At 72.2% G+C, this 19,400-nt stretch carries 14 protein-coding genes and 1 tRNA gene; 9 read left to right on the forward strand and 6 right to left on the reverse strand.

Features of this window, described 5'->3' with window-relative positions:
* Nucleotides 1–19 precede the first annotated feature (19 nt).
* Nucleotides 20–114: transfer RNA gene (locus ACFVX4_RS05530), tRNA-Gly, on the reverse strand.
* Between the two features lie 152 nt (nt 115–266).
* On the opposite strand from ACFVX4_RS05530, the gene ACFVX4_RS05535 reads away from it, so the two are divergent.
* Both ACFVX4_RS05535 and ACFVX4_RS05540 read left to right on the forward strand, forming a co-directional pair.
* Nucleotides 267–737, forward strand: a complete 471-nt coding sequence (locus tag ACFVX4_RS05535) for a TrkA C-terminal domain-containing protein (protein WP_352274180.1) — start codon at nt 267–269, stop codon at nt 735–737.
* A 2-nt stretch (nt 738–739) separates the two neighbouring features.
* A complete protein-coding gene (locus tag ACFVX4_RS05540; RefSeq protein ID WP_389972235.1) occupies nt 740–2,020 on the forward strand; it encodes a cation:proton antiporter in 1,281 nt (426 codons plus the stop codon).
* Nucleotides 2,021–2,069: 49 nt separating this feature from the next.
* On the opposite strand, the gene ACFVX4_RS05545 is transcribed toward ACFVX4_RS05540, so the two are convergent.
* Nucleotides 2,070–3,017: a M56 family metallopeptidase gene (locus ACFVX4_RS05545; protein ID WP_389972237.1), complete on the reverse strand. Its 948-nt coding sequence runs from the start codon at nt 3,015–3,017 to the stop codon at nt 2,070–2,072.
* A gap of 7 nt (nt 3,018–3,024) precedes the next feature.
* A complete protein-coding gene (locus ACFVX4_RS05550; protein WP_389972239.1) occupies nt 3,025–3,543 on the reverse strand; it encodes a BlaI/MecI/CopY family transcriptional regulator in 519 nt (172 codons plus the stop codon).
* Between the two features lie 204 nt (nt 3,544–3,747).
* Between ACFVX4_RS05550 and ACFVX4_RS05555 the strand changes: the two genes are divergently transcribed.
* Nucleotides 3,748–4,203, forward strand: a complete 456-nt coding sequence (locus tag ACFVX4_RS05555; protein ID WP_383959408.1) for a tellurite resistance TerB family protein — start codon at nt 3,748–3,750, stop codon at nt 4,201–4,203.
* Nucleotides 4,204–4,420: 217 nt separating this feature from the next.
* Here the strand turns inward: ACFVX4_RS05555 and ACFVX4_RS05560 are convergent, their stop codons facing one another.
* A complete protein-coding gene (locus ACFVX4_RS05560) occupies nt 4,421–5,491 on the reverse strand; it encodes a PucR family transcriptional regulator (protein ID WP_389972241.1) in 1,071 nt (356 codons plus the stop codon).
* Nucleotides 5,492–5,752: 261 nt separating this feature from the next.
* On the opposite strand from ACFVX4_RS05560, the gene ACFVX4_RS05565 reads away from it, so the two are divergent.
* From ACFVX4_RS05565 to ACFVX4_RS05585, 5 genes are all read left to right on the forward strand, one after another.
* Nucleotides 5,753–6,430, forward strand: a complete 678-nt coding sequence (locus ACFVX4_RS05565) for a hypothetical protein (RefSeq protein ID WP_389972243.1) — start codon at nt 5,753–5,755, stop codon at nt 6,428–6,430.
* A 163-nt stretch (nt 6,431–6,593) separates the two neighbouring features.
* Nucleotides 6,594–8,744: a flotillin family protein gene (locus tag ACFVX4_RS05570; protein WP_389972245.1), complete on the forward strand. Its 2,151-nt coding sequence runs from the start codon at nt 6,594–6,596 to the stop codon at nt 8,742–8,744.
* Between the two features lie 146 nt (nt 8,745–8,890).
* Nucleotides 8,891–13,849, forward strand: coding sequence for a DNA repair ATPase (locus tag ACFVX4_RS05575; RefSeq protein ID WP_389972247.1), 4,959 nt, complete (start codon nt 8,891–8,893; stop codon nt 13,847–13,849).
* 30 nt (nt 13,850–13,879) lie between these two features.
* Entirely contained in the window at nt 13,880–15,868 is a 1,989-nt protein-coding gene (locus tag ACFVX4_RS05580; RefSeq protein ID WP_389972249.1) for an NAD-binding protein, read from the forward strand.
* A 91-nt stretch (nt 15,869–15,959) separates the two neighbouring features.
* The gene (locus tag ACFVX4_RS05585) at nt 15,960–16,568 is read left to right on the forward strand and encodes an exonuclease domain-containing protein (RefSeq protein ID WP_389972251.1); all 609 of its coding nucleotides are present in this window, start codon (nt 15,960–15,962) and stop codon (nt 16,566–16,568) included.
* Nucleotides 16,569–16,581: 13 nt separating this feature from the next.
* On the opposite strand, the gene trpS is transcribed toward ACFVX4_RS05585, so the two are convergent.
* Nucleotides 16,582–17,634 (reverse strand): tryptophan--tRNA ligase, encoded by a 1,053-nt coding sequence (gene trpS, locus ACFVX4_RS05590; protein ID WP_389972253.1) that lies wholly within the window; start codon nt 17,632–17,634, stop codon nt 16,582–16,584.
* Nucleotides 17,635–18,208: 574 nt separating this feature from the next.
* On the opposite strand from trpS, the gene ACFVX4_RS05595 reads away from it, so the two are divergent.
* Nucleotides 18,209–18,430: a DUF397 domain-containing protein gene (locus tag ACFVX4_RS05595; protein ID WP_389972255.1), complete on the forward strand. Its 222-nt coding sequence runs from the start codon at nt 18,209–18,211 to the stop codon at nt 18,428–18,430.
* 110 nt (nt 18,431–18,540) lie between these two features.
* On the opposite strand, the gene ACFVX4_RS05600 is transcribed toward ACFVX4_RS05595, so the two are convergent.
* Complete coding sequence (locus tag ACFVX4_RS05600; RefSeq protein ID WP_389972257.1) at nt 18,541–19,392, reverse strand: helix-turn-helix domain-containing protein; 852 nt, start codon at nt 19,390–19,392, stop codon at nt 18,541–18,543.
* Nucleotides 19,393–19,400: the final 8 nt, after the last annotated feature.

The following is a 19,400-nucleotide window of genomic DNA, read 5'->3' on the forward strand; positions in this document are numbered from 1 at the left end:
CTGGCCCGGGGCTTTCTCGTGGAGCGGGTGACGAGAGTCGAACTCGCGCTCCGGGCTTGGGAAGCATTGATCGTTCGGGCGGGCCGACACGTCCGGCCTCGGCGTACACCCCGCCGCCCGAACTCATCGCTCACGCGCGAAGCGCACCGGATGCGAACCCGGCAGCCCCGCACTCCACAGGCGGTGGGACCCTCCGGATAAGGTAATGCGCAGATAAAGAGATCACCAAGTGCGTCAAGAGCCGCCGCACCTTTCGGGAGGAAGCCATGGGAACCCACCGCACCACGCTGCCCGGAGTCGGTGTGCAGTACGACTACACGACCGAGTCGGGCCAGCACATCTCCGTCGTCGTCCACCACGACGGACGGCGGTTCATCGGCTTCTACGACCAGGACGACCCCGATTCCTGCCGGCTCTCGGTACCCCTGACACCACAGGAGGCCACCGGCCTCGCGCACCTCATCGACGCGGCTCCCATCGACGCCGTACGCACCGAGGGCATCGACCTGGTCACCGAGCACATCCCGCTCGGGACGCGCTCCCCGTACGGCGGGCGGCTGCTCGGGGACACCAAGGCCCGGACCAGGACGGGGGCCTCGATCGTCGCCGTGCTGCGGACCCACAGCGCGCATCCGTCCCCCGGACCGGACTTCCGGCTGGCCATCGGGGACACGCTCGTGGTCGTCGGTACACGTGAGGGCGTCGACACGCTCTCCGAGATCATTGCGGAGGGCTGACCGTGCACGACACGACCGCACTGCTGGTGGAGCTCGGCTCCGTCATTCTGGGCCTCGGACTCATCGGACGGTTCGCCGGACGCATAGGCCTCTCGCCGATCCCGCTCTATCTGCTGGCCGGGCTCGCCTTCGGCGAGGGCGGGCTCCTGCCGCTGGGGGCCAGTGAGGAATTCACCGCCGTCGGCGCCGAGATCGGCGTCATCCTGCTGCTGCTCCTGCTCGGCCTGGAGTACAGCGCCTCGGAACTGGTGACCAGCCTCAAGACCCAATACCCGTCCGGGGCCGTGGACTTCGTGCTCAACGCGACCCCGGGAGCGGTGGCGGCGCTGCTGCTCGGCTGGGGGCCCGTGGGCGCGGTCGCCCTGGCCGGGGTCACCTGGATCTCCTCGTCCGGGGTCATCGCCAAGGTGCTCACCGACCTCGGGCGGCTGGGCAACCGGGAGACGCCCGTCATCCTCGGCGTGCTCGTCATCGAGGACCTGTCGATGGCCGTCTATCTGCCACTGCTCACCGCGATGCTCGCGGGAGTCGGCCTCGCCGGGGGCAGCATCGCCCTGCTCATCGCACTGGGCACCGTCGGGTTCGTGCTCTATCTGGCGCTGCGGCACGGGCGGTTGATCAGCCGCGCGGTGTCCTCGGACAACCCCGAGATGCTGCTGCTGGTCGTCCTCGGGCTGACCGTCCTGGTCGCCGGTGTGGCACAGGAGTTGCAGGTGTCCGCCGCCGTCGGCGCGTTCCTGGTCGGGATCGCGCTCTCGGGCGAGGTCGCCGAGGGGGCGCGCAAGCTGCTGACGCCGCTGCGGGACCTGTTCGCCGCCGTCTTCTTCGTGTTCTTCGGGCTCTCCACCAATCCGGCCGAGATCCCGCCGGTGCTGCTCCCCGCGGCGCTGCTGGCTATCACCACCGTCCTCACCAAGATCGCCACCGGGTGGTACGCGGCCCGGCGGGCCGGAATCGGTTCGCGCGGACGGTGGCGGGCCGGCGGAACGCTCGTCGCACGCGGCGAGTTCTCCATCGTCATCGCCGGTCTGGCCGTGGCGACCGAGCCCCGGATCGGGCCCATCGCCACCGCCTACGTCCTCATCCTCGTCATCGTCGGACCGCTCACCGCCCGCTGGACCCAGCCGGTCGTGGCCAGGATCCAGGCATGGCGCGGCCGGGACGGCAGCAGCAGCGGCAGCGGCAGCGGCAGCAACGGCAAGGGGAGCGGCGAGCTCCCCGCGACGCGTCCGGTGCCCGCCGCGCCCGCCGTCCAGGAGGAGTTCGCCTCCTCCGCCGACTGAGGCCGGACGTACGGGCCCGGCGGACGACCGTCCGCCGGGCCCGCCCGGCTCACAGCGGGGTCGCCGCGTGCAGGATCCCCACCAGCGTCACGGCCGCGTTGAGCGACGACAGCGCCGAGGCCGCCGTGCCCACCGTCGCGACCAGCGCCGCGAGGGCGACATGGGCGGACGACGGCGGCCACAGCCGGACCGGCGGAACCGGGGCGAGCAGCGCCGCGACCCGGCGCGGCACGGGGCCCGCCGGGGCCGCGAAGGCGGCGAAGCCGGCCGAGACGTCCGGAGCGCGGTGCGAGTACAGCGCCGCCTTGCCGACCGCGACGGCCACCACCCGCCGGTCGCCGACCGCGCACGCGGCCTCCTCGTCCGCCCACCGTTCGGTGCTGAACGACACCGCGGTACGCAGCGGCAGCAGGAACGGGTTGGCGCGCGCCGCGAGTTGGGCGGCCAGCAGATAACGGTGGTGCCGGGCGGCCAGATGGGCCCGCTCATGAGCGATCAGGGCCCGCCGCTCACGGGCGTCCAGGCACTCGGCCATCGCGGTCGAGACGACGACGCGGCCCGGACTCCCGGGCAGCGCGTAGGCGTACGGCTCCGGGTCCGGGAGCACCGCGACATCGCCCGAGACGACGGAGGGCGCGGCGGCCAGCGCGCGGCGCGCGCCGATCCGCAGCCGCAGATGGCGGTAGACCGTCCACCCGCACGCCGCCAGCACCGCCGCCAGCGCTCCGATCGCGACGATGCCCGCCTTCACCTCGTACGGCACCGCGTCCCGCACCTCCGGATCCGACCAGCTGTCCGGCAGCGGATTGCCCGGCAGTTGTGCGGTACCCACCACCATCAACAGACCCAGACAGAGCGTGCTGCACAGGGCGAGCATCGCGCCGACGACGGCGAGCAGCCGGGTCGCGATGCGGGGGTGCAGATGCTGTTCGGCCAGGCGCGCGATCGGCAGCGCGGTCAACGGCAGTACGAGCGGCAGGCAGACGAAGACACCCATCGGTGGTCTACAGGCCTTCCGTGTCACGGGGGCTGCCCAGATCGTCCGGGGCGTCCGCCCGCGCCAGAAGTGCGCGCAGCCGCTCCTCGTCGCCGGGGGAGAGGTCCGAGATGAAGCGGGCGAGCACGGCGTCCCGGTCCCGTTCGCCGTCCAGCACCCGGCGCATCCGCAGGGCCGCGAGACCGGCCTCGTCGGAGGCGGACGTCCAGGTGTAGGAGCGGCCCTCGCGGGACCTGGTCACGGCCTTCTTCGCGTAGAGGCGGGAGAGGATCGTGATGACAGTGGTGTACGCGAGGTCGCCTTCGAGGTGTTCCTGGACCCAGCCGGCCGTCGCGGGGCCGTTCGCCGAGTGCAGCACGGCGAGGATCTGGGCCTCCAGTTCGCCCTGCCCGCGCCTGCGCAGCCGCCGGGCCGCGGGGTGCACCGCGCCGGGGAGCACCGCGCCGGGGAGCGGTTCCACGGGGGCGGGCACTCCGTCGCGCGGTGGTTCGTTGTCCGGGTGGTGGCCGGGCCTGGCCGAGTCCATCGGGGGTCCGCCCTTCTGCGATGCCGCGTCGGCCGCGGCGTCGCAGCATCTTACTTACCGCCGTTTCCGGGACACGTTTCCGGGACACGGCGCTCGCCGCTACCGCGACGGGACACAGCAGGCGCCCCTGCTGCTAACTTCTACACGTCTGTAGAGTTGGACTTCAATCCGGCAACGCACCGCAACGCAACGTATGGAGACGTCATGGCACTGTGGGATCGGATCAAGGAATCCGCCTCGTCGATGCAGTCGCAGCTGGAAGCGAAGAAGAACGACCTGAAGAGCGGGGCGTTCCGCGACGCGAGCATGGCCATGTGCGCCCTCGTCGCCGCCGCCGACGGTTCCATCGACCCGTCCGAGCGCCAGCGCGTCGCCTCGCTGATCGCCTCCAACGAGGTCCTGCAGAACTTCCCCGCGGACGATCTGCAGCGCCGCTTCAACGACTACGTGAACAAGCTCACCGCCGACTTCGCCTTCGGCAAGGTCAGCGTGCTCCAGGAGATCGGCAAGGCGAAGAAGAAGCCCGCCGAGGCGCGTGCCGTCATCCAGATCGGCATCGTCATCGGCGGCGCCGACGGCGACTTCGACAAGACGGAGCAGGCAGTCGTGCGGGAGGCGTGCTTCGCCCTCGACCTCCCGCCGCACGAGTTCGACCTGTAGTCCAGCTCGTTCCGTCCGCCGGACCGGCTGCCCGGTCCGGCGCCCCGAACCGCCGGAAGAAACGCGGACCGACTGACCACCGGTCGGCGTCCGGCAGGCCGGGGGTGCGCGACTCCCCCCTGCGCACCCCCGGCCACTCCTCTCCGGACCCCGCATCCACCGCACGCGCGACGAGCGCGTCGACGGGTGCGGGGTCCCGTGGCGTCCCGCCCCGCCGTCACAGCTCCTTGGCGGGCCAGTCCAGCAGCCGGGCCCCGATGACCGCCGTCTGCAGGGTGTAGCGGTGCATCGGCTCGGACGGATCGGAACCGGTCAGCTGATGGATCCGCTCCAGCCGGTAGGTCAGCGCCCGTACGCTCAGCGACAGCCGGCGGGCCGTCTCGGCGGCCACACAGCCCGCGTCGAAGTAGACGTTGAGCGTCTTCAGAAGCGGCTCGGCACCGCCGCGGGCCTGCTGGAGCGGGCCCAGCTCACTGCGCACCAGATCGGCCATCGCCTGCCGGTCCCGGGTCAGCACCGGGTAGACCAGCAGATCGGAGGCGTACAGCACCGGATCGTCCAGAGCCATCCGCTCCGCCAGATCCAGCGCGTCCAGCGCCTCGTCGTAGGAGTGGACCACGCCGCCGGGCCCGTGGTGCGGGCGGCCCACCGCGACCCGGCCGCCGTCCGTCGCCGCGTGCGACTGCTTGGCGAAGTACCGCAGGACGTCGGGCTGACTGCCGGGGGCGATGCAGATCAGCCGCCCGTCCTTCGTCGTGATCAGGATCTTCCGGCCGCCGAAGCGGGCGAGCAGCGCCGCCTCGACCGTGCGCGGCACGGAGTCGGTCTCCGTGTACGCCTCCGGGCCCGTCGCCACCGCGACCGCGTGGGCGCGCGAGAGCCGCAGCCCGAACCGGGTGGCCCGCTCGGCGAGCCGGCCCAGATCGCTGCGCCCGTACAGCAGATCGTCGATGAACTCGCGGCGCGCCGCCTCCTCCCGGCGCACCGTCATCCGCTGGGCCCGCTCGAAGCCCTCCGCGAAGGCGTCGACGGCCTGCTCGACCGCGGCCAGCACCGAATCCGCGGACGCGCCGCCGGCGGCGGAGGTCAGCGGCCAGGCGGCGCGGGTCTCGGCGAGATGACGGACGACCAGGGCGCGCAACTGGAATCCGGACTCGGCGGCCTCCCGGCCCAGCAGGCGGCGGTCCTCCAGCTCGTCCCGGGTGAGGCGGCGGCCGGTGGCGGCCACATCGGCCAGGATGTGGGCATAGTCCCCCAGAAGCTCATCGGGTATTTCCGGCTCCGGCACGCCTTCTCCTCCAGTCCTGACGCAACTTTGACACTCCCTCAACGCATACCGGCCGGTGCCGGTGCCCGGCATCAAGGAAGGGCAAAGATTGCCGGACTCCGGCAGTGCGGTGTCAGGCCTCCTGATGACACGATCCGGTCAGCACCAACCGGGGGAACACGGGGGACACGGGGGACGACCCGGCTGCTGCGGCACCGTTTCAGGCGGCGCCGCGGCACCTGGGTCATCTTCGGCCGCCCGGCAGGACATGGGGGTGGACGGATGCAGGAGTTCTTGAGCGCGGCGACCGCGTTTCCGGCCGTTCTGTTCGGCGCCGCACTGGCCGTCGTCGTCTTCTTCTGGCTCCTCGTGCTGGCCGGTGCGGCCGACCACCACTCCTTCGACGGCGACCTCGACACCGACCTGGCCGGGATCGGCGGGGTGCCGGTCACCGTCTCCGTGTCCGTGATGGTCGTCGTCGGCTGGTTCGCGAGCCTCACCGGTACGGTCCTGCTGCACCGCGGCGAGGCCACCGGGCTCACCCGGGCCGCACTCGCCTGTGGCGTGCTCGTCGGGGCGCTGCTGCTCGGCTGGATCGTGCTGCGGGTGCTGGTGCGCTGCTTCCGCCGGAGCTTCCCGGACGAGCCCCCTCCATCGCGGCAGGACTTCCTGGGCCGGGTCTGCACGATCCGTACCGGTTCCGTCAGCTCCGACTTCGGCCAGGCCGAGGTCGCGGCGGACGACGGCTCCACCGCGATCGTCCAGGTCAGGCTGCTCGCTCCGGCACACGACACGGTCCTCGCCGCAGGCAGTGCGGGACTTCTGTACGCGTACGACGACGAGGGCGAGTTCTTCTGGGTCTCGCCCTACGACAAGGCGCTGGACCCGGGACCGCCGACGCCCCGACCACGGACGGCGCCGCGCACGGGTGCGCGCCGGACCCCGCGCCGTACCGGCTGACCGGCCGGACCGCCCGGACCGGCCACTGCGGTCGGCCTCCCGCACCGCCCGTCGCGTCGCCGCCGTCGCGCAGCCGGTCGCCCGCCGTCGGGCCCGTCCGCTGCCACAACCGCCGCACCCCCCTTCCTTTCACCACCTTCCTCACCAGCCGCCAAGGACTGTCATGGATGCCATCACCCTGGGCTTCGGTGTGCTCGTAGCCGTTGTCCTGCTCATCGCCGTCGCCCTGCTCCTCGTCGTCAGCCGGCTCTTCCGCAAGGTCGAGCAGGGCAAGGCGCTGATCATTTCCAAGACCAAGAAGGTCGATGTCACCTTCACCGGGGCCGTCGTCCTGCCGGTGCTGCACAAGGCCGAGACCATGGACATCTCGGTGAAGACCATCGAGATCCGCCGCACCGGGCGTGAGGGCCTGATCTGCCAGGACAACATCCGCGCCGACATCCACATCAACTTCTTCGTGCGGGTCAACAAGACCGTCGAGGACGTCATCAAGGTCGCCCAGTCCATCGGTACGGAGCGGGCCAGCGACAAGGTGGCGATCCAGGAGTTCTTCGGCGCGAAGTTCGCCGAGGCGCTCAAGACCGTCGGCAAGCAGCTGGACTTCGTCGATCTCTACACCAAGCGCGAGGAGTTCCGGGACCGGATCATCCGGGTCATCGGCACGGACCTGAACGGCTACCACCTCGACGACGCAGCGATCGACTTCCTTGAGCAGACGCCGATGACGCAGCTCGACGGCGCCAACATCCTCGACGCGCAGGGCATCCGCAAGATCACCGAGCTGACGGCGATCGAGCACGTGCGCACCAACGAGTTCCAGCGCACCGAGCAGAAGGAGATCACCCGGCAGGACGTCGACGCCCGCGAGACCATCCTGGAGCTGGAGCGCCGGCAGGCCGAGGCCGAGATCAAGCAGCGCCGCGAGGTCGAGACGCTGCGGGCCCGCGAGGAAGCCGCCACCGCCAAGGTCCAGGAGGAGGAACGGCTGGGCGCCCAGGCCGCGTTCATCCGTACCGAGGAGCAGCTCGGCATCCAGCGCGAGAACCAGGCCCGGGAGATCGCCGTCGCGCAGAAGAACCGTGAGCGCGTCATCGCCGTGGAGAACGAGCGCATCGAGAAGGACCGGCTGATCGAGGTCATCGGGCGCGAGCGGCAGACCGAGCTCGACCGGATCGCCGCGACGAAGGAGGTCGAGGCGGAGCGCCGCGAGGTCGCCGATGTGATCCGGGAGCGGATCGCGGTGGACCGTACGGTCGCCGAGCAGGAGGAGTCCATCAAGACGCTGCGGGCCGTCGAGGAGTCGGAGCGCACCCGCAAGTCGGTCATCATCGCCGCCGAGGCGGAGGCCCAGGAGAAGCTGGTCAAGGACATCAAGGCCGCCGAGGCGGCCGAGGCCGCGGCCACCCACCTGGCCGCCGAGCAGCTGACGCTCGCCGAGGCCCGGCTGAAGACCGCGGACCTGGACGCCCAGGCGAAGCTGCGGCTGGCCGAGGGCATCCAGGCGGAGTCCGCGGCGCCCGGCCTGGCGGAGATCCAGGTGCGGGAGGCGGAGGCCGATGTCATCGAGAAGGCCGGTCTCGCCGAGGCCGAGGCCACGTCCGCCCGGCTCAAGGCCGAGGCGGAGGGCGCCAGGCTCAAGGCGCTCGCGACGGCGGAGGGCACACAGGCCCAGGCGACGGCCGACGCGGCAATGATCGGCGAGAAGCTGAAGGCCGAGGCGGCGGGCCTGACCGAGAAGGCGGCCGCGATGGCGGCGCTGGACGACGCCTCGCGCGGGCACGAGGAGTACCGGCTGCGGCTCGCCGCGGAGAAGGAGATCCGGCTGGCCGGCCTCGATGTGCAGCGGCAGGTGGCCGAGGCGCAGGCGACGGTGCTGGCCACCGGCCTGGAGAACGCCGACATCGACATCGTCGGCGGGGAGTCGGTCTTCTTCGACCGGCTCGTCTCGTCCATCTCGATGGGCAAGAGCCTCGACGGGTTCGTGGAGAACTCGGACACCGCGAAGGCCCTCGCGGGTCCGTGGCTGAACGGCACGTCCTCGTTCACGGACGATCTGACCCGGGTGCTCGGGTCGGTGTCCACGGGCGATGTGCAGAATCTGACGGTGTCCGCGCTGCTGATGCGGATGATGCGGGCTCCGGGCGCCGGGGTCGCGCCGGGCCAGATCCAGCAACTGCTCTCCACCGTCAGGGAGTTGGGACTGGCCGACCTGCCGGTCTCGACGGTGGCCGGGGCGGATGTCCCCGCGGTGACCGGCGCGGCGGACGCCTCCGCCGTACCCGTCTCGCGGAACGGGTCGACGCCGGTCGCCTAGGGCGGGCACAGATCGCCGGACGGGCGGGCACCGGAAGCCCGTCCGGCGACGGAGGAAACAGCGCGGCCGGAGGCAGCGCAACCCGGCAGCCGGACGCACCACCCGCACCCCACGCCTCGTAGCACCTCGCAGGGAGAGCCGTACGTATGGACACCGACACCACGACCGCAGCGCCCACCGGCGGCCCCGTGGACGCGGGGACGTACGACGTGCTGCGCCGCCGGCTCGGCGACCGGGCCGCCGAGCTCGCGCGCCGCGCCGCGGAGCTCAACACCCGGCGCACCGCGGAGTTCGGCTCGACCGAGCTCCGGCTCACCGGCACCGAGCAGATCCACACCGAGCGCGCGGCCGTGCCCCGCGACCTGGTGGCCGTCGGCGGGCGGCTGCTGTTCGGCTTCGAACGGGGCCCCGGGGCGGCGGATCCGGCCGAGGTGGCCGACGTACTCGCCCTGTACGAGCCGGAGTTGGGGTCGCCCGTCGATGACGGGCCACTGGCCGACGAGAGCTTCGTACGCGAGTTCACGGGGCTGCACCGCTACTACCGCGACGCCCGGCTGCTGCGGCTGCGCCGGGTGGACGGAAAGCTGCTCGCCGTCTTCCGTACCGGCGAGAGCGCGGACGGCATCCGGGTGCTGCGCTGGGCGCTCGGCCCGGACGGTTCGCCGGGCGCGTTCCTCGACGCGCGCGGCGACCGCGACCACGTCTTCCCGCCGTCGCACGACTTCACCTGGACCGTCGCGGGGCGCGAGTCGCACGTCCTCGGCCGGCACCCGCACATCGCGGTGGGCGGGGACGGCGCGGACGCCGCCGTGCTCTTCGTCGACACGCTCGGCGGCACCCTCACCGTCAAGACGGTGAACGACACCGACACCCCCGACGGGATCTACGAGGAGCCGGTCGCCGAACCGCTCCAGTCGCTCGCCGACGCGGAGGTCGAGCACGCCACGATCGGACCGCTGGTCCTGCTCCGGGTCCGCCCGTACAACGAGGAGTCCTGGCGGTACCTGGTCTTCAACTCGCTGCTCGGGACCGTTCTGCGCCTGGACGGCATCGGGCCGGCCTGCCACCGGCTCCCGGAGGACCAGGGGATCATCTTCCCCGGCGGCTACTACCTCACCACCGGCACCGCCAAGACCTTCGACATCGCCGAGCCGCTCACCGACCCGGTCTTCGAGGGCGCCGTCCGTTCCCCGAACGGCGAGGACGTCCTCTACGTCTTCCGCTCCCCCGACGACGGCCGCGGCCTGCTCCTGCCCTACAACCTGATCCGGCAGGAGGTCGCCACCCCGCTCCAGGGCCGCGGCCACGCCCTGCTCGACGACGGCACGCTCGTCCTGCTGCGCACCACCGCCACCGGTGACGAACCGGCCCGGGTCCACCCCTTGCAGCGCTGGCGGACCCCGTACGTCTCCGACACCCACGCGGCCTCCCGCCCCATCGGGACGGGCCCGCTGGCCCGGGTCGGCAACGCCGATCTGGTGCGCGGGATCTCCGACTGCCTGGCGCTGGCGCACAGCGCCGCCGAGACGACCCCGACCGCCGCCGTGTACGCGCAGCTGGTCACGGACTGCACCCGCGCCACCGACCGCTACCACTGGCTCACCGAATCCGAACTCTGCGCGCTCGCAGACCCGTTGGCGGAACTGAAGGCCACCGCCCAGCAGGTCCTGACCGAGTTCGAGACGGTGCGGGAGCTGACCCGGCAGGCCGCCGAAGCACTCGACGGGACGGCCGAACGGATCACCGCGCTCGTCCGCCGCATCCGCGGCGAGGCCCCGCGCTCGGCCGCCGCCTGGGTGGACCGGCTGACCGAACTGCGCCACGCCCACGGCCACTTGGCGACCCTCTCCGAGATGCGGTACGCGGACACCGGGCGAATCGCCGAACTCTCCGCCGCGACGGCCGCCGACCTGGAATCGGCCGCGCAGCGCGCCGTCGCCTTCCTCGGCCGGGACGACGCCTTCACCGGCTACCACGAGGACATCACAGGCCTCACCGCCGAGGCGTCCGCTCTCGCCACCGTCGCGGACGCGGCGGCGCTCGGCGAGCGGCTGAACGGGATGACGGAGGGCCTGAGCACCGTCACGGATGTCGTCGCCGGTCTCGACATCGGGGACACGACGGTCCGTACGTCGATCCTGGAGCGGATCGCCGAGGTCCTCGGCGGGGTCAACCGGGCCCGCGCCACACTCGAAGCACGCCGCCGCGAACTCCTCGACCACGAGGGCCGCGCCGAGTTCGCCGCCGAGTTCGCCCTGCTCGGGCAGGCCGTCACCGGGGCCATCGCCGCCTCGGACACCCCCGACGCCTGCGACGATCAACTGGCCGGGCTGCTCCTCCAGTTGGAGAACCTGGAGTCGCGGTTCGCGGAGTTCGACGACTTCCTCGCCGAGCTGGCCGAGCGCCGCACGGAGGTGTACGAGGCGTTCTCGGCCCGCAAGCAGACCCTGCAGGACGCCCGCGCCCGGCGCGCCGAGCGGCTGGCGGATTCGGCGGCCCGGGTCCTGGAGACCGTCTCGCGGCGGCTGTCCGCCCTGCCCGACCTGGACGCCGTCCACACCTACTTCGCCTCCGACCCGATGGTCGCCAAGGTCCGCCGCACCGCGGAGGAGCTGCGCGGACTCGGCGATCCGGTGCGCGCCGAGGAGCTCGACGGGCAGCTGCTGGCCGCCCGCCAGGAGGCCGGCCGGGCGCTGCGCGACCGCAGCGAGCTGTACGCGGACGGCGGCGCCACGATCCGGCTGGGCCGGCACCGGTTCGCGGTGAACACCCAGCCCTTCGACCTGACGCTCGTCCCGCACAGGGACCGGCTCGCGTTCGCCCTCACCGGCACGGACTACCGCTCCCCGGTCACCGACCCGGAGTTCGAGGCGACCCGCCCGTACTGGGAGCAGACCCTCCCCTCCGAGTCCCCGCGGGTCTACCGGGGCGAACACCTGGCCGCCCGGCTCCTCGACGAGCGGGGCGCGGACACCCTCGCCGCCCTCGACCCGGCCGAACTCGCCGCTCTGGTCCGGGAGTCGGCCGCCGCCGCGTACGACGAGGGCCATCAGCGCGGCGTCCACGACGAGGACGCCACCGCGATCCTCACCGCCCTGCTGCGGCTGCACTCCGGGGCCGGCCTGCTGCGCTGCCCGCCCGCCGTACGGGCGTCGGCCCAGCTCTTCTGGGCATACGGCACGGACGAGGCCCGGCGCACCTCATGGACCCGGCGGGCGCTCTCGCTGGCCCGCGCCCGCGAGACCTTCGGCCTCGCCCCGGCGGTCGACGCCCTCCAGGAGGAGTGGGCGGCCGTCATCCCGGGCGACGACCCGTCCGCCGTCGCCGCGTACCTCTTCGAGGAGCTGACGAGCGGCCCGGCCGGATTCGTGACCAGCGCCGCCGCCCGCACCTTCCTGGACAAGTTCCGCCGTTCGACCGGGACTTCGGCGTACGACGAGGATCTCGCCGCGCTCCGCGACGACCTGCCGGCCCGCCGCCAGCTCGTCGAGGGCTGGCTCTCCTCGTACGCCGCCGCGAGCGGCACCGCGATCGACGCGGGCGATCTCGCGGAGGCCGTCGCCGTGGAGCTCTGCCCGGAGCCGGTGCTCGACCGGTACGACTGCGAGGCCCCGCTGACCGCGCGGGTGGACGGCCTGCTCGGCACCCACCCACGCATCGACCGGGGCGCGCTGACCGTACGGATCGACGAACTCCTTGCCCGCGCCGCGGAGTTCCGCACCGTGGCCGTCCCCGGCTTCCGGGCCTACCAGCGGCGGCGCACCGCACTGGTGAGCGCCGAGCGGGCCCGGCTGCGGCTGGACGACCACCGGCCGCGCGTCATGTCGGCGTTCGTCCGCAACCGGCTGCTGGACGAGGTGTATCTGCCGCTGATCGGCGACAGCCTCGCCAAGCAGCTCGGCACCGCCGACGCCGACCGGCGCACCGACTCGCAGGGCCTGCTGCTGCTCGTGTCGCCGCCCGGCTACGGCAAGACGACGCTCATGGAGTACGTCGCCGACCGGCTCGGCCTGGTCCTCGTCAAGATCAGCGGACCGAACCTCGGCCACGACGTGACCTCGCTCGACCCGGCCCAGGCCCGCACCGCGACCGCCCGCCAGGAGATCGAGAAGATCAACTTCGCGCTGGAGTCCGGCAACAACACGCTCCTCTACCTCGACGACATCCAGCACACCTCACCGGAGCTGCTCCAGAAGTTCATCCCGCTCTGCGACGCCACCCGCCGCATCGAGGGCGTGCGGGACGGCGAACCGCGCAGCCACGACCTGCGGGGCAAGCGCTTCGCGGTGTGCATGGCGGGCAATCCGTACACGGAGTCGGGCGAGCGGTTCCGCATCCCCGACATGCTCGCCAACCGGGCCGACGTCTGGAACCTCGGCGAGGTGCTGAGCGGCCGCGAGGACGTCTTCGCGCTGAGCTTCGTCGAGAACGCGCTGACCGCCAACCCGGTGCTGGCCCCGCTCGCCGGCCGTTCCCGCGACGACCTCGTCCGGTTCGTGCGCCTCGCCTCCAACGCCGCCCCGGCGCCCGGCGCGGACCGGCTGGACCACCCGTACACCCCCGCCGAGGTGGACCGGATCGTCGCGGTCCTGCGCCATCTGCTGACCGCCCGGGACACGGTGCTCGCCGTGAACGCCGCGTACATCGCGTCGGCTGCGCAGACGGACGCGACGCGCACCGAGCCGCCGTTCCGGCTCCAGGGCTCGTACCGCAACATGAACAAGATCGCCGAGCGGATCGTGCCGGTGATGAACGACGCGGAGCTGTCCGCCGTCGTCGACGACCACTACGCGGGCGAGGCCCAGACGCTGACGAGCGGCGCGGAGTCGAACCTGCTGAAGCTCGCCGCGCTGCGCGGCCGACTCACCCCCGAACAGTCCGCGCGCTGGGCCGCGATCACCGCCTCCTACGTCCGCACACAGGCGCTGGGCGGCCCGGACGGCGACCCCATGACGCGGGCCGTCGCCGCGCTGGGGCTGCTCGCGGACCGGATCGCGGCGGTCGAGTCGGCGATCGTCCGGGTCGCGGACCCGCGCCATCTGCTCACCACCCCGCAGGCCCGGCACGCGGCGCCCCCGCCCGCCGGGCCGACGGAGGACCACTGACCGCACGCTCACGGAGAGGAGGAACAAGGCATGCTGGGTCATGTGCCCCCACTTCCCCAGCAGCCCCAACGCTCCCCGTTCAGCGGACACATGGTCGTCTGCGGCGACGACGCACTGGCCCGCCGGCTCGCCGTCGAACTGCGCTATGTGTACGGGGAGCGGGTCGCCCTCGTCCTGCCGCCCGGACGCGACGCCCGCCGACCGGAACTGCCCCTGACCGGACGGGGTTTGGCGGGACTGTTCGGCCGCATGTCGTCGGCGATGATCCGCAACGGCGGCGGCCAGGGCGGGGCCGACTCGCTCGGCGACGACACCAACGCCGGGGTCGAGGCGGTCCGCATCCTGGAGGCGCCGGAGCCCTCCGACGACACGTTCGAGGAGGCGGGCGTCGAATCGGCCGCCGCGCTGGCGCTGGTCTACGACGACGACGAGCGCAACATCCGCGCCGCGCTGACCGCCCGCCGCATCAACCCCCGGCTCCGGCTGGTCATCCGGCTCTACAACCGCAAGCTGGGCCAGCACCTGGAGACCCTGCTCGACCAGGCCGCGGCGGTCGCCACTCCCGGCCTGGACCGGGCCGCGCTGGACGCCTCCACCACCGTCCTCTCCGATGCCGACACCGCGGCCCCCGCCCTCGCGGCGACCGTCCTCACCGGCTCCAGCAAGGTCATCCAGGCGGAGGGCCTGCTGCTGCGCGCCGCCGAACGCACCCCGCCCGGGGGCGGCCAGATCGCCGACCCCGGCCTGTGCACCCTCGCGCTGCTCTCCTCCACCACCCATGACCCGGCGGGCACCGAGGGCTCCGACAGCAGCGGCGACGAGGGGCCCCGGCTGCTGCCCGACGAACGACAGGTGGCGGCGGCGACGGGGCGCGGCACGATCGTCCTGGAAGCGGTCAGCCAGGCCGGCCCGCCCGGTCCGACGCCCCGGATGGGCGGCCGGGGCGCACCGCTCGGCCAGGTCTTCTCGCGGCGGCTGCGCTGGTCGGCGCTGGGCGTCGGCCTGGCCGTCCTGGCCCTCGCCGTCGCCTCCACGCTCACCACCGGCGACGATCCGCTGCACGCCACCTACCTCACCCTGCTCGACCTGTTCGCGATGGGCGACCCGGCGATCGGCGATCCGACGGCCCGCCAGATCATCCAACTCCTTTCCGGTGTGGCCGGGTTGATGCTGCTCCCCCTCCTCGTGGCCGGCGTCCTGGAAGCCTTCGGCTCGCTCCGCACGGCGTCCTCGCTGCGCCGCCCGCCACGCGGCCTGTCCGGCCATGTGGTGCTGCTCGGCCTCGGCAAGATCGGTACGCGGGTCCTCGTCCGGCTGCGCGAGCTCGGCATTCCCGTGGTGTGCGTAGAGAACGACCCGGACGCGCGCGGCATCCCGGTGGCCCGGCGGCTGCACGTACCGGTGGTCCTCGGCGACGTCACGCAGGAGGGCGTCCTTGAGGCGGCGAAGATCCAGCGCTCCCGCGCCCTCCTCGCCCTGACCAGCATCGACACCACCAACCTGGAGGCGGCCCTCTACGCCCGCTCGGTCAAGCCGGACCTGCGGGTGGCGCTGCGCCTGTACGACGACGAGTTCGCCACCGCCGTCTACCGCACCCTGCGCACCGCCCACCCCCAGGCCGTGACCCGCTCCCGCTCCGTCTCCCATCTGGCCGCCCCGGCCTTCGCGGTCGCCATGATGGGCCGGCAGATCCTGGGCGCGATCCCGGTCGAGCGGAAGGTGATGCTCTTCGCGGCGGTCGAGGTGGCGGGCCATCCGCAACTGGAGGGCCGCACGGTGGAGCAGGCGTTCCGGGCGGGCTCCTGGCGGGTCCTCGCCCTGGACGCCACCCCGCCCGGCGACCGCCGCCCGGACCTGGCCTTCTCCGACTCGGCCACCCCGGACCGCCCGTCCGGCCTGGTGTGGGACCTGCACCCAGGGTACGTACTGCGCCCCGAGGACCGCGTGGTGATCGCCGCGACCCGCCGGGGCCTGGCCGAACTCCTGCGCAGGCGCCGCCCGGTGGCCCCGAGGGCGTGACGGGGCGGCTGCGGATCGGAGCGGGGAGCGGGCACGGGTCCGGCCGAAATCCACATGCCCGGCGTTCCCCCCGCCCCCTACCCTGCCCTCCATGGACACGGCCCCCGGACTCCTGAACGTGATCGACATCGAGGCGACGTGCTGGGACGGGCAGCCGCCGCCCGGTGCGGTGAGCGAGATCATCGAGATCGGGCTGACCGTCGTCGACCTGCACGCGGCCAATGGGGTCTCCCCTGCTCGAACGGAGTTGAGAGCTCGGGGAAGGGTTGCCCGCCACCGGATCCTGGTCCGGCCCGCCCGGTCCGCGGTCAGCGCCTTCTGCACCGAGCTGACCGGCCTCACCCAGGCCGAGGTGGACACGGGCGTCTCCTTCGCCGAGGCCTGCCGCCTGCTCGCCGCCGAGCACGCGTCGGGCATACGTCCCTGGGCCAGCTGGGGCGACTACGACCGCAACCAGTTCACCCGCCAGTGCCGGGCCACCGGAACCCGCTATCCGTTCGGCCACCGCCACACCAACGCCAAGCTCCCCTTCACCTCCTCCTACGGCCTGCGCAAGCGCCCCGGCATGGCCCAGGCCCTGGAGGTGGCGGGCCTCCCCCTGGAGGGCCGCCACCACAGCGGCGCGGACGACGCCTGGAACATCGCGGCGCTGATCCTGGAGGTGGCGGCCCGGGGCGCCTGGCCGGAACCCACCGCCTGACGGGCGAGAAGTCCTAGAGCCCGCCGCCCATCACCCCCCGCACCTCGTCCAGCGTCGCCCCGGCGATCTCGTTGGCGCGCTCGTTCCCGGCCCGGAGCACCGACCGCACGTACCCCATGTCCCGCGCGTACTCCGCCCGACGGGCCCGGATCGGCGCCATCCGGCTGTTGACGGCCTCGGTCACGGTCCGTTTGAGCACGGCCGCGCCACCCCCACCGATCTCCTCTGCGACGGCGTGCGGGTCCCGGTCCAGACAGAGCGCCGCCAGCAGCACCAGCGAGGACACCCCGGGCCGGTTCTCGGGGTCGTACGTGATGTACCGCTCGGCATCCGTCTTCGCGCCCTTGATCAGCCGGGACGTCTCGTCCGCGTCGGCGCCCAGCGCGATGGAGTTGCCCCGGCTCTTGCTCATCTTGGTGCCGTCGGTACCGAGGAGGAGCGGCGCGTCGGAGAGCAGCGCGTCCGGTTCCGGGAAGACCGCCCCGTACCGCTCGTTGAAGCGCCGGGCGACGGTCCGGGTGACTTCGAGGTGCGGCAGCTGGTCCTGCCCGACGGGGACGAGGTTCCCCTTGCAGAACAGGATGTCGGCCGCCTGGTGCACGGGGTACGTGAACATCAGCCCGCTGACGGCCGACTGCCGGGAGTGCGCGATCTCGTCCTTGACGGTGGGATTGCGGTTCAGCTCGGCGACGGAAACCAGGCTCAGGAACGGCAGCATCAGCTGATTGAGCGCGGGCACGGCGCTGTGGTTGAAGACCGTCGAACGTGCCGGGTCGATCCCGATGGCCAGATAGTCCAGCAGCATCCCCTCCATGTACTCGCCGAGCCGGTCGGCGACGTCCCGGTCGGTGAGCACCTGGTAGTCGGCGATGATCACGAAGACGTCCACCCCGAGCTCCTGGAGCCGGACGCGGTTGTGGAGGGTGCCGAAGTAGTGCCCGAGGTGCAACGACCCGGTGGGCCGGTCCCCGGTCATCACCCGGAACCGGTCGGGCGCCTGCCGAATCCGCGCCTCCAACTCGGCGGCGTGCTGCTCGGGCGATGCAGTGGTGACGGTGCTGCTCATGGGGTTTCTCTCCTCGCGAGTGCTGGTTGCGTGGAGGACGGCCCGCCGTGATCACCGGCTTCCGTACCCGTACGAGGGCAGAGAAAAGGGCCGTCCATATCGAACGGCCCTGGTTCCGTGCAGAGGGGAGGTGGCCGCTCCTAGAAGGAGCGCCACCAGTTTCGGCACGGTACGGAGGTCATGGACCGAGCGTAACGGAACCGAACTCCGCCCACCCGACCTTTCCGGGCCCGCGGCGCGCCCCGTACCCCCACCGGTCCGCCGACGCACCCACCAGCCCCCGCCCGCCACACGCTCCGGGCTCCGGCTCGCGGGGTCGTGGCAGTACGCCCGAGGCATCGTGCACCTCGATCCGCACCCCGTCGCCCAGCGGCCGGAACCGGGTCTCGATCTCCCGCCCCGGCGAGACCTGGGCGTACTGCCCGGCGTTGGTCAGCAGCTCGGACAGCAGCCTCTACATCGAGGAAGTCCCGGAGGTGGAACGGTACGCAGAGGCCTACGAACGGCCTGCGGCCTCTGCTCTGCCCTTCGATCAGTCGCTGTCCCTCATCGCCAGCAAGAAGGATGCATATTCGTGAGCACGTTCATCTCTGACGCTTCCGTGTTGGATGTCGAGTGGTACAAGTCCAGCTTCAGCGGGTCCAACAGCAACTGCGTCGAAACCGGTCTGCTGGCCGACGCCGCCCTCGTCCGCGACAGCAAGGCGGCTCACGGCCCGGCCCTGGCTTTCGCCCCCTCGACATGGTCGGCATTTCTGAGCGGCGTGAAGGCGGACACCTTCTCCGCCAACGCGTGATGCCCGGTGCGAACCGGTCGCCCGCTTCGGCCCCGAGGAGTAGAACCAGTGACACCTGCGCCCCTGTCCGGCCCAACGGCCAGGCAGGGGCGCTTTCGTGCGTACGGGGACTACCGCGGCCACACTGAGCGTTGCGCGCGGTTGATCAAGCTCTGCGCGTCGGCCCCGTACACGGCGGACTCGCGCAGCGCGTGCCACACCCGCAGGTAGGTGGCCACACTGTCGGCGTCGTCGAGCCATATCTCGGCGTGCCAGTCCTCGGTGATGACGAGCCGGTCGTCGAGGACCCAGAACCCGTTCGCGGCCGGGACTTTCAGCGTCGCCCCGAGCGGAACGATCCCCAGCTCGACCGTGTCCATACCGACCATGCCCGCGAGCCGGTCGAGCTGCACGGCGAGGACGGACGGCGGACAGACCAGCGCGTGGAGGGCTGCCTCCCACACCAGGGCACGGAATTTGCGCCTGGTCTCGTACAGCCACGTTTGGCGCTGCATGCGGGCCCTGACCGCCTCGTCGGTGTCACGGGACGTGCCGTACAGGTCGGCGTACCGCAGGAACATCGCGCGGGCGTAGTCGGCGGTCTGCAGCATGCCGGGGATGACGGACTCTTCCCAGGCGTAGATGGCGTGGGAGCGTTCGACCTCGAGGTTCCACGTGTCTTGGACGGGCTTGTGCCCTGAGGCGAGCTGCCGACGCCACGACCTGATGTGTGACTCGAACCCTCGTAGGCGCGCGGTCAGTTCCTCAGCCACGTCCGGCTGGCCGACCGCATCGGCCCACGCCTGCAGATCTTCGCTTGTTGCGGTCTGGCGGCCGCCCTCCAGCTTGTAAATCTTGGAGTGCGGCCACCCGAGCCGCTGTGCGAGCTGAGTACCGGTGAGCCGGCCGCCCGGCGCCATGAGCCGTAGCTCTCGCAGGCGGAGACCGAGGGATTCTCGGGCCTGCTGGTAGTCCGTGCTCACCGGTCCTG

The sequence above is a fragment of the Streptomyces sp. NPDC058240 genome (assembly GCF_042882135.1).
Lineage (GTDB): Bacteria > Actinomycetota > Actinomycetes > Streptomycetales > Streptomycetaceae > Streptomyces.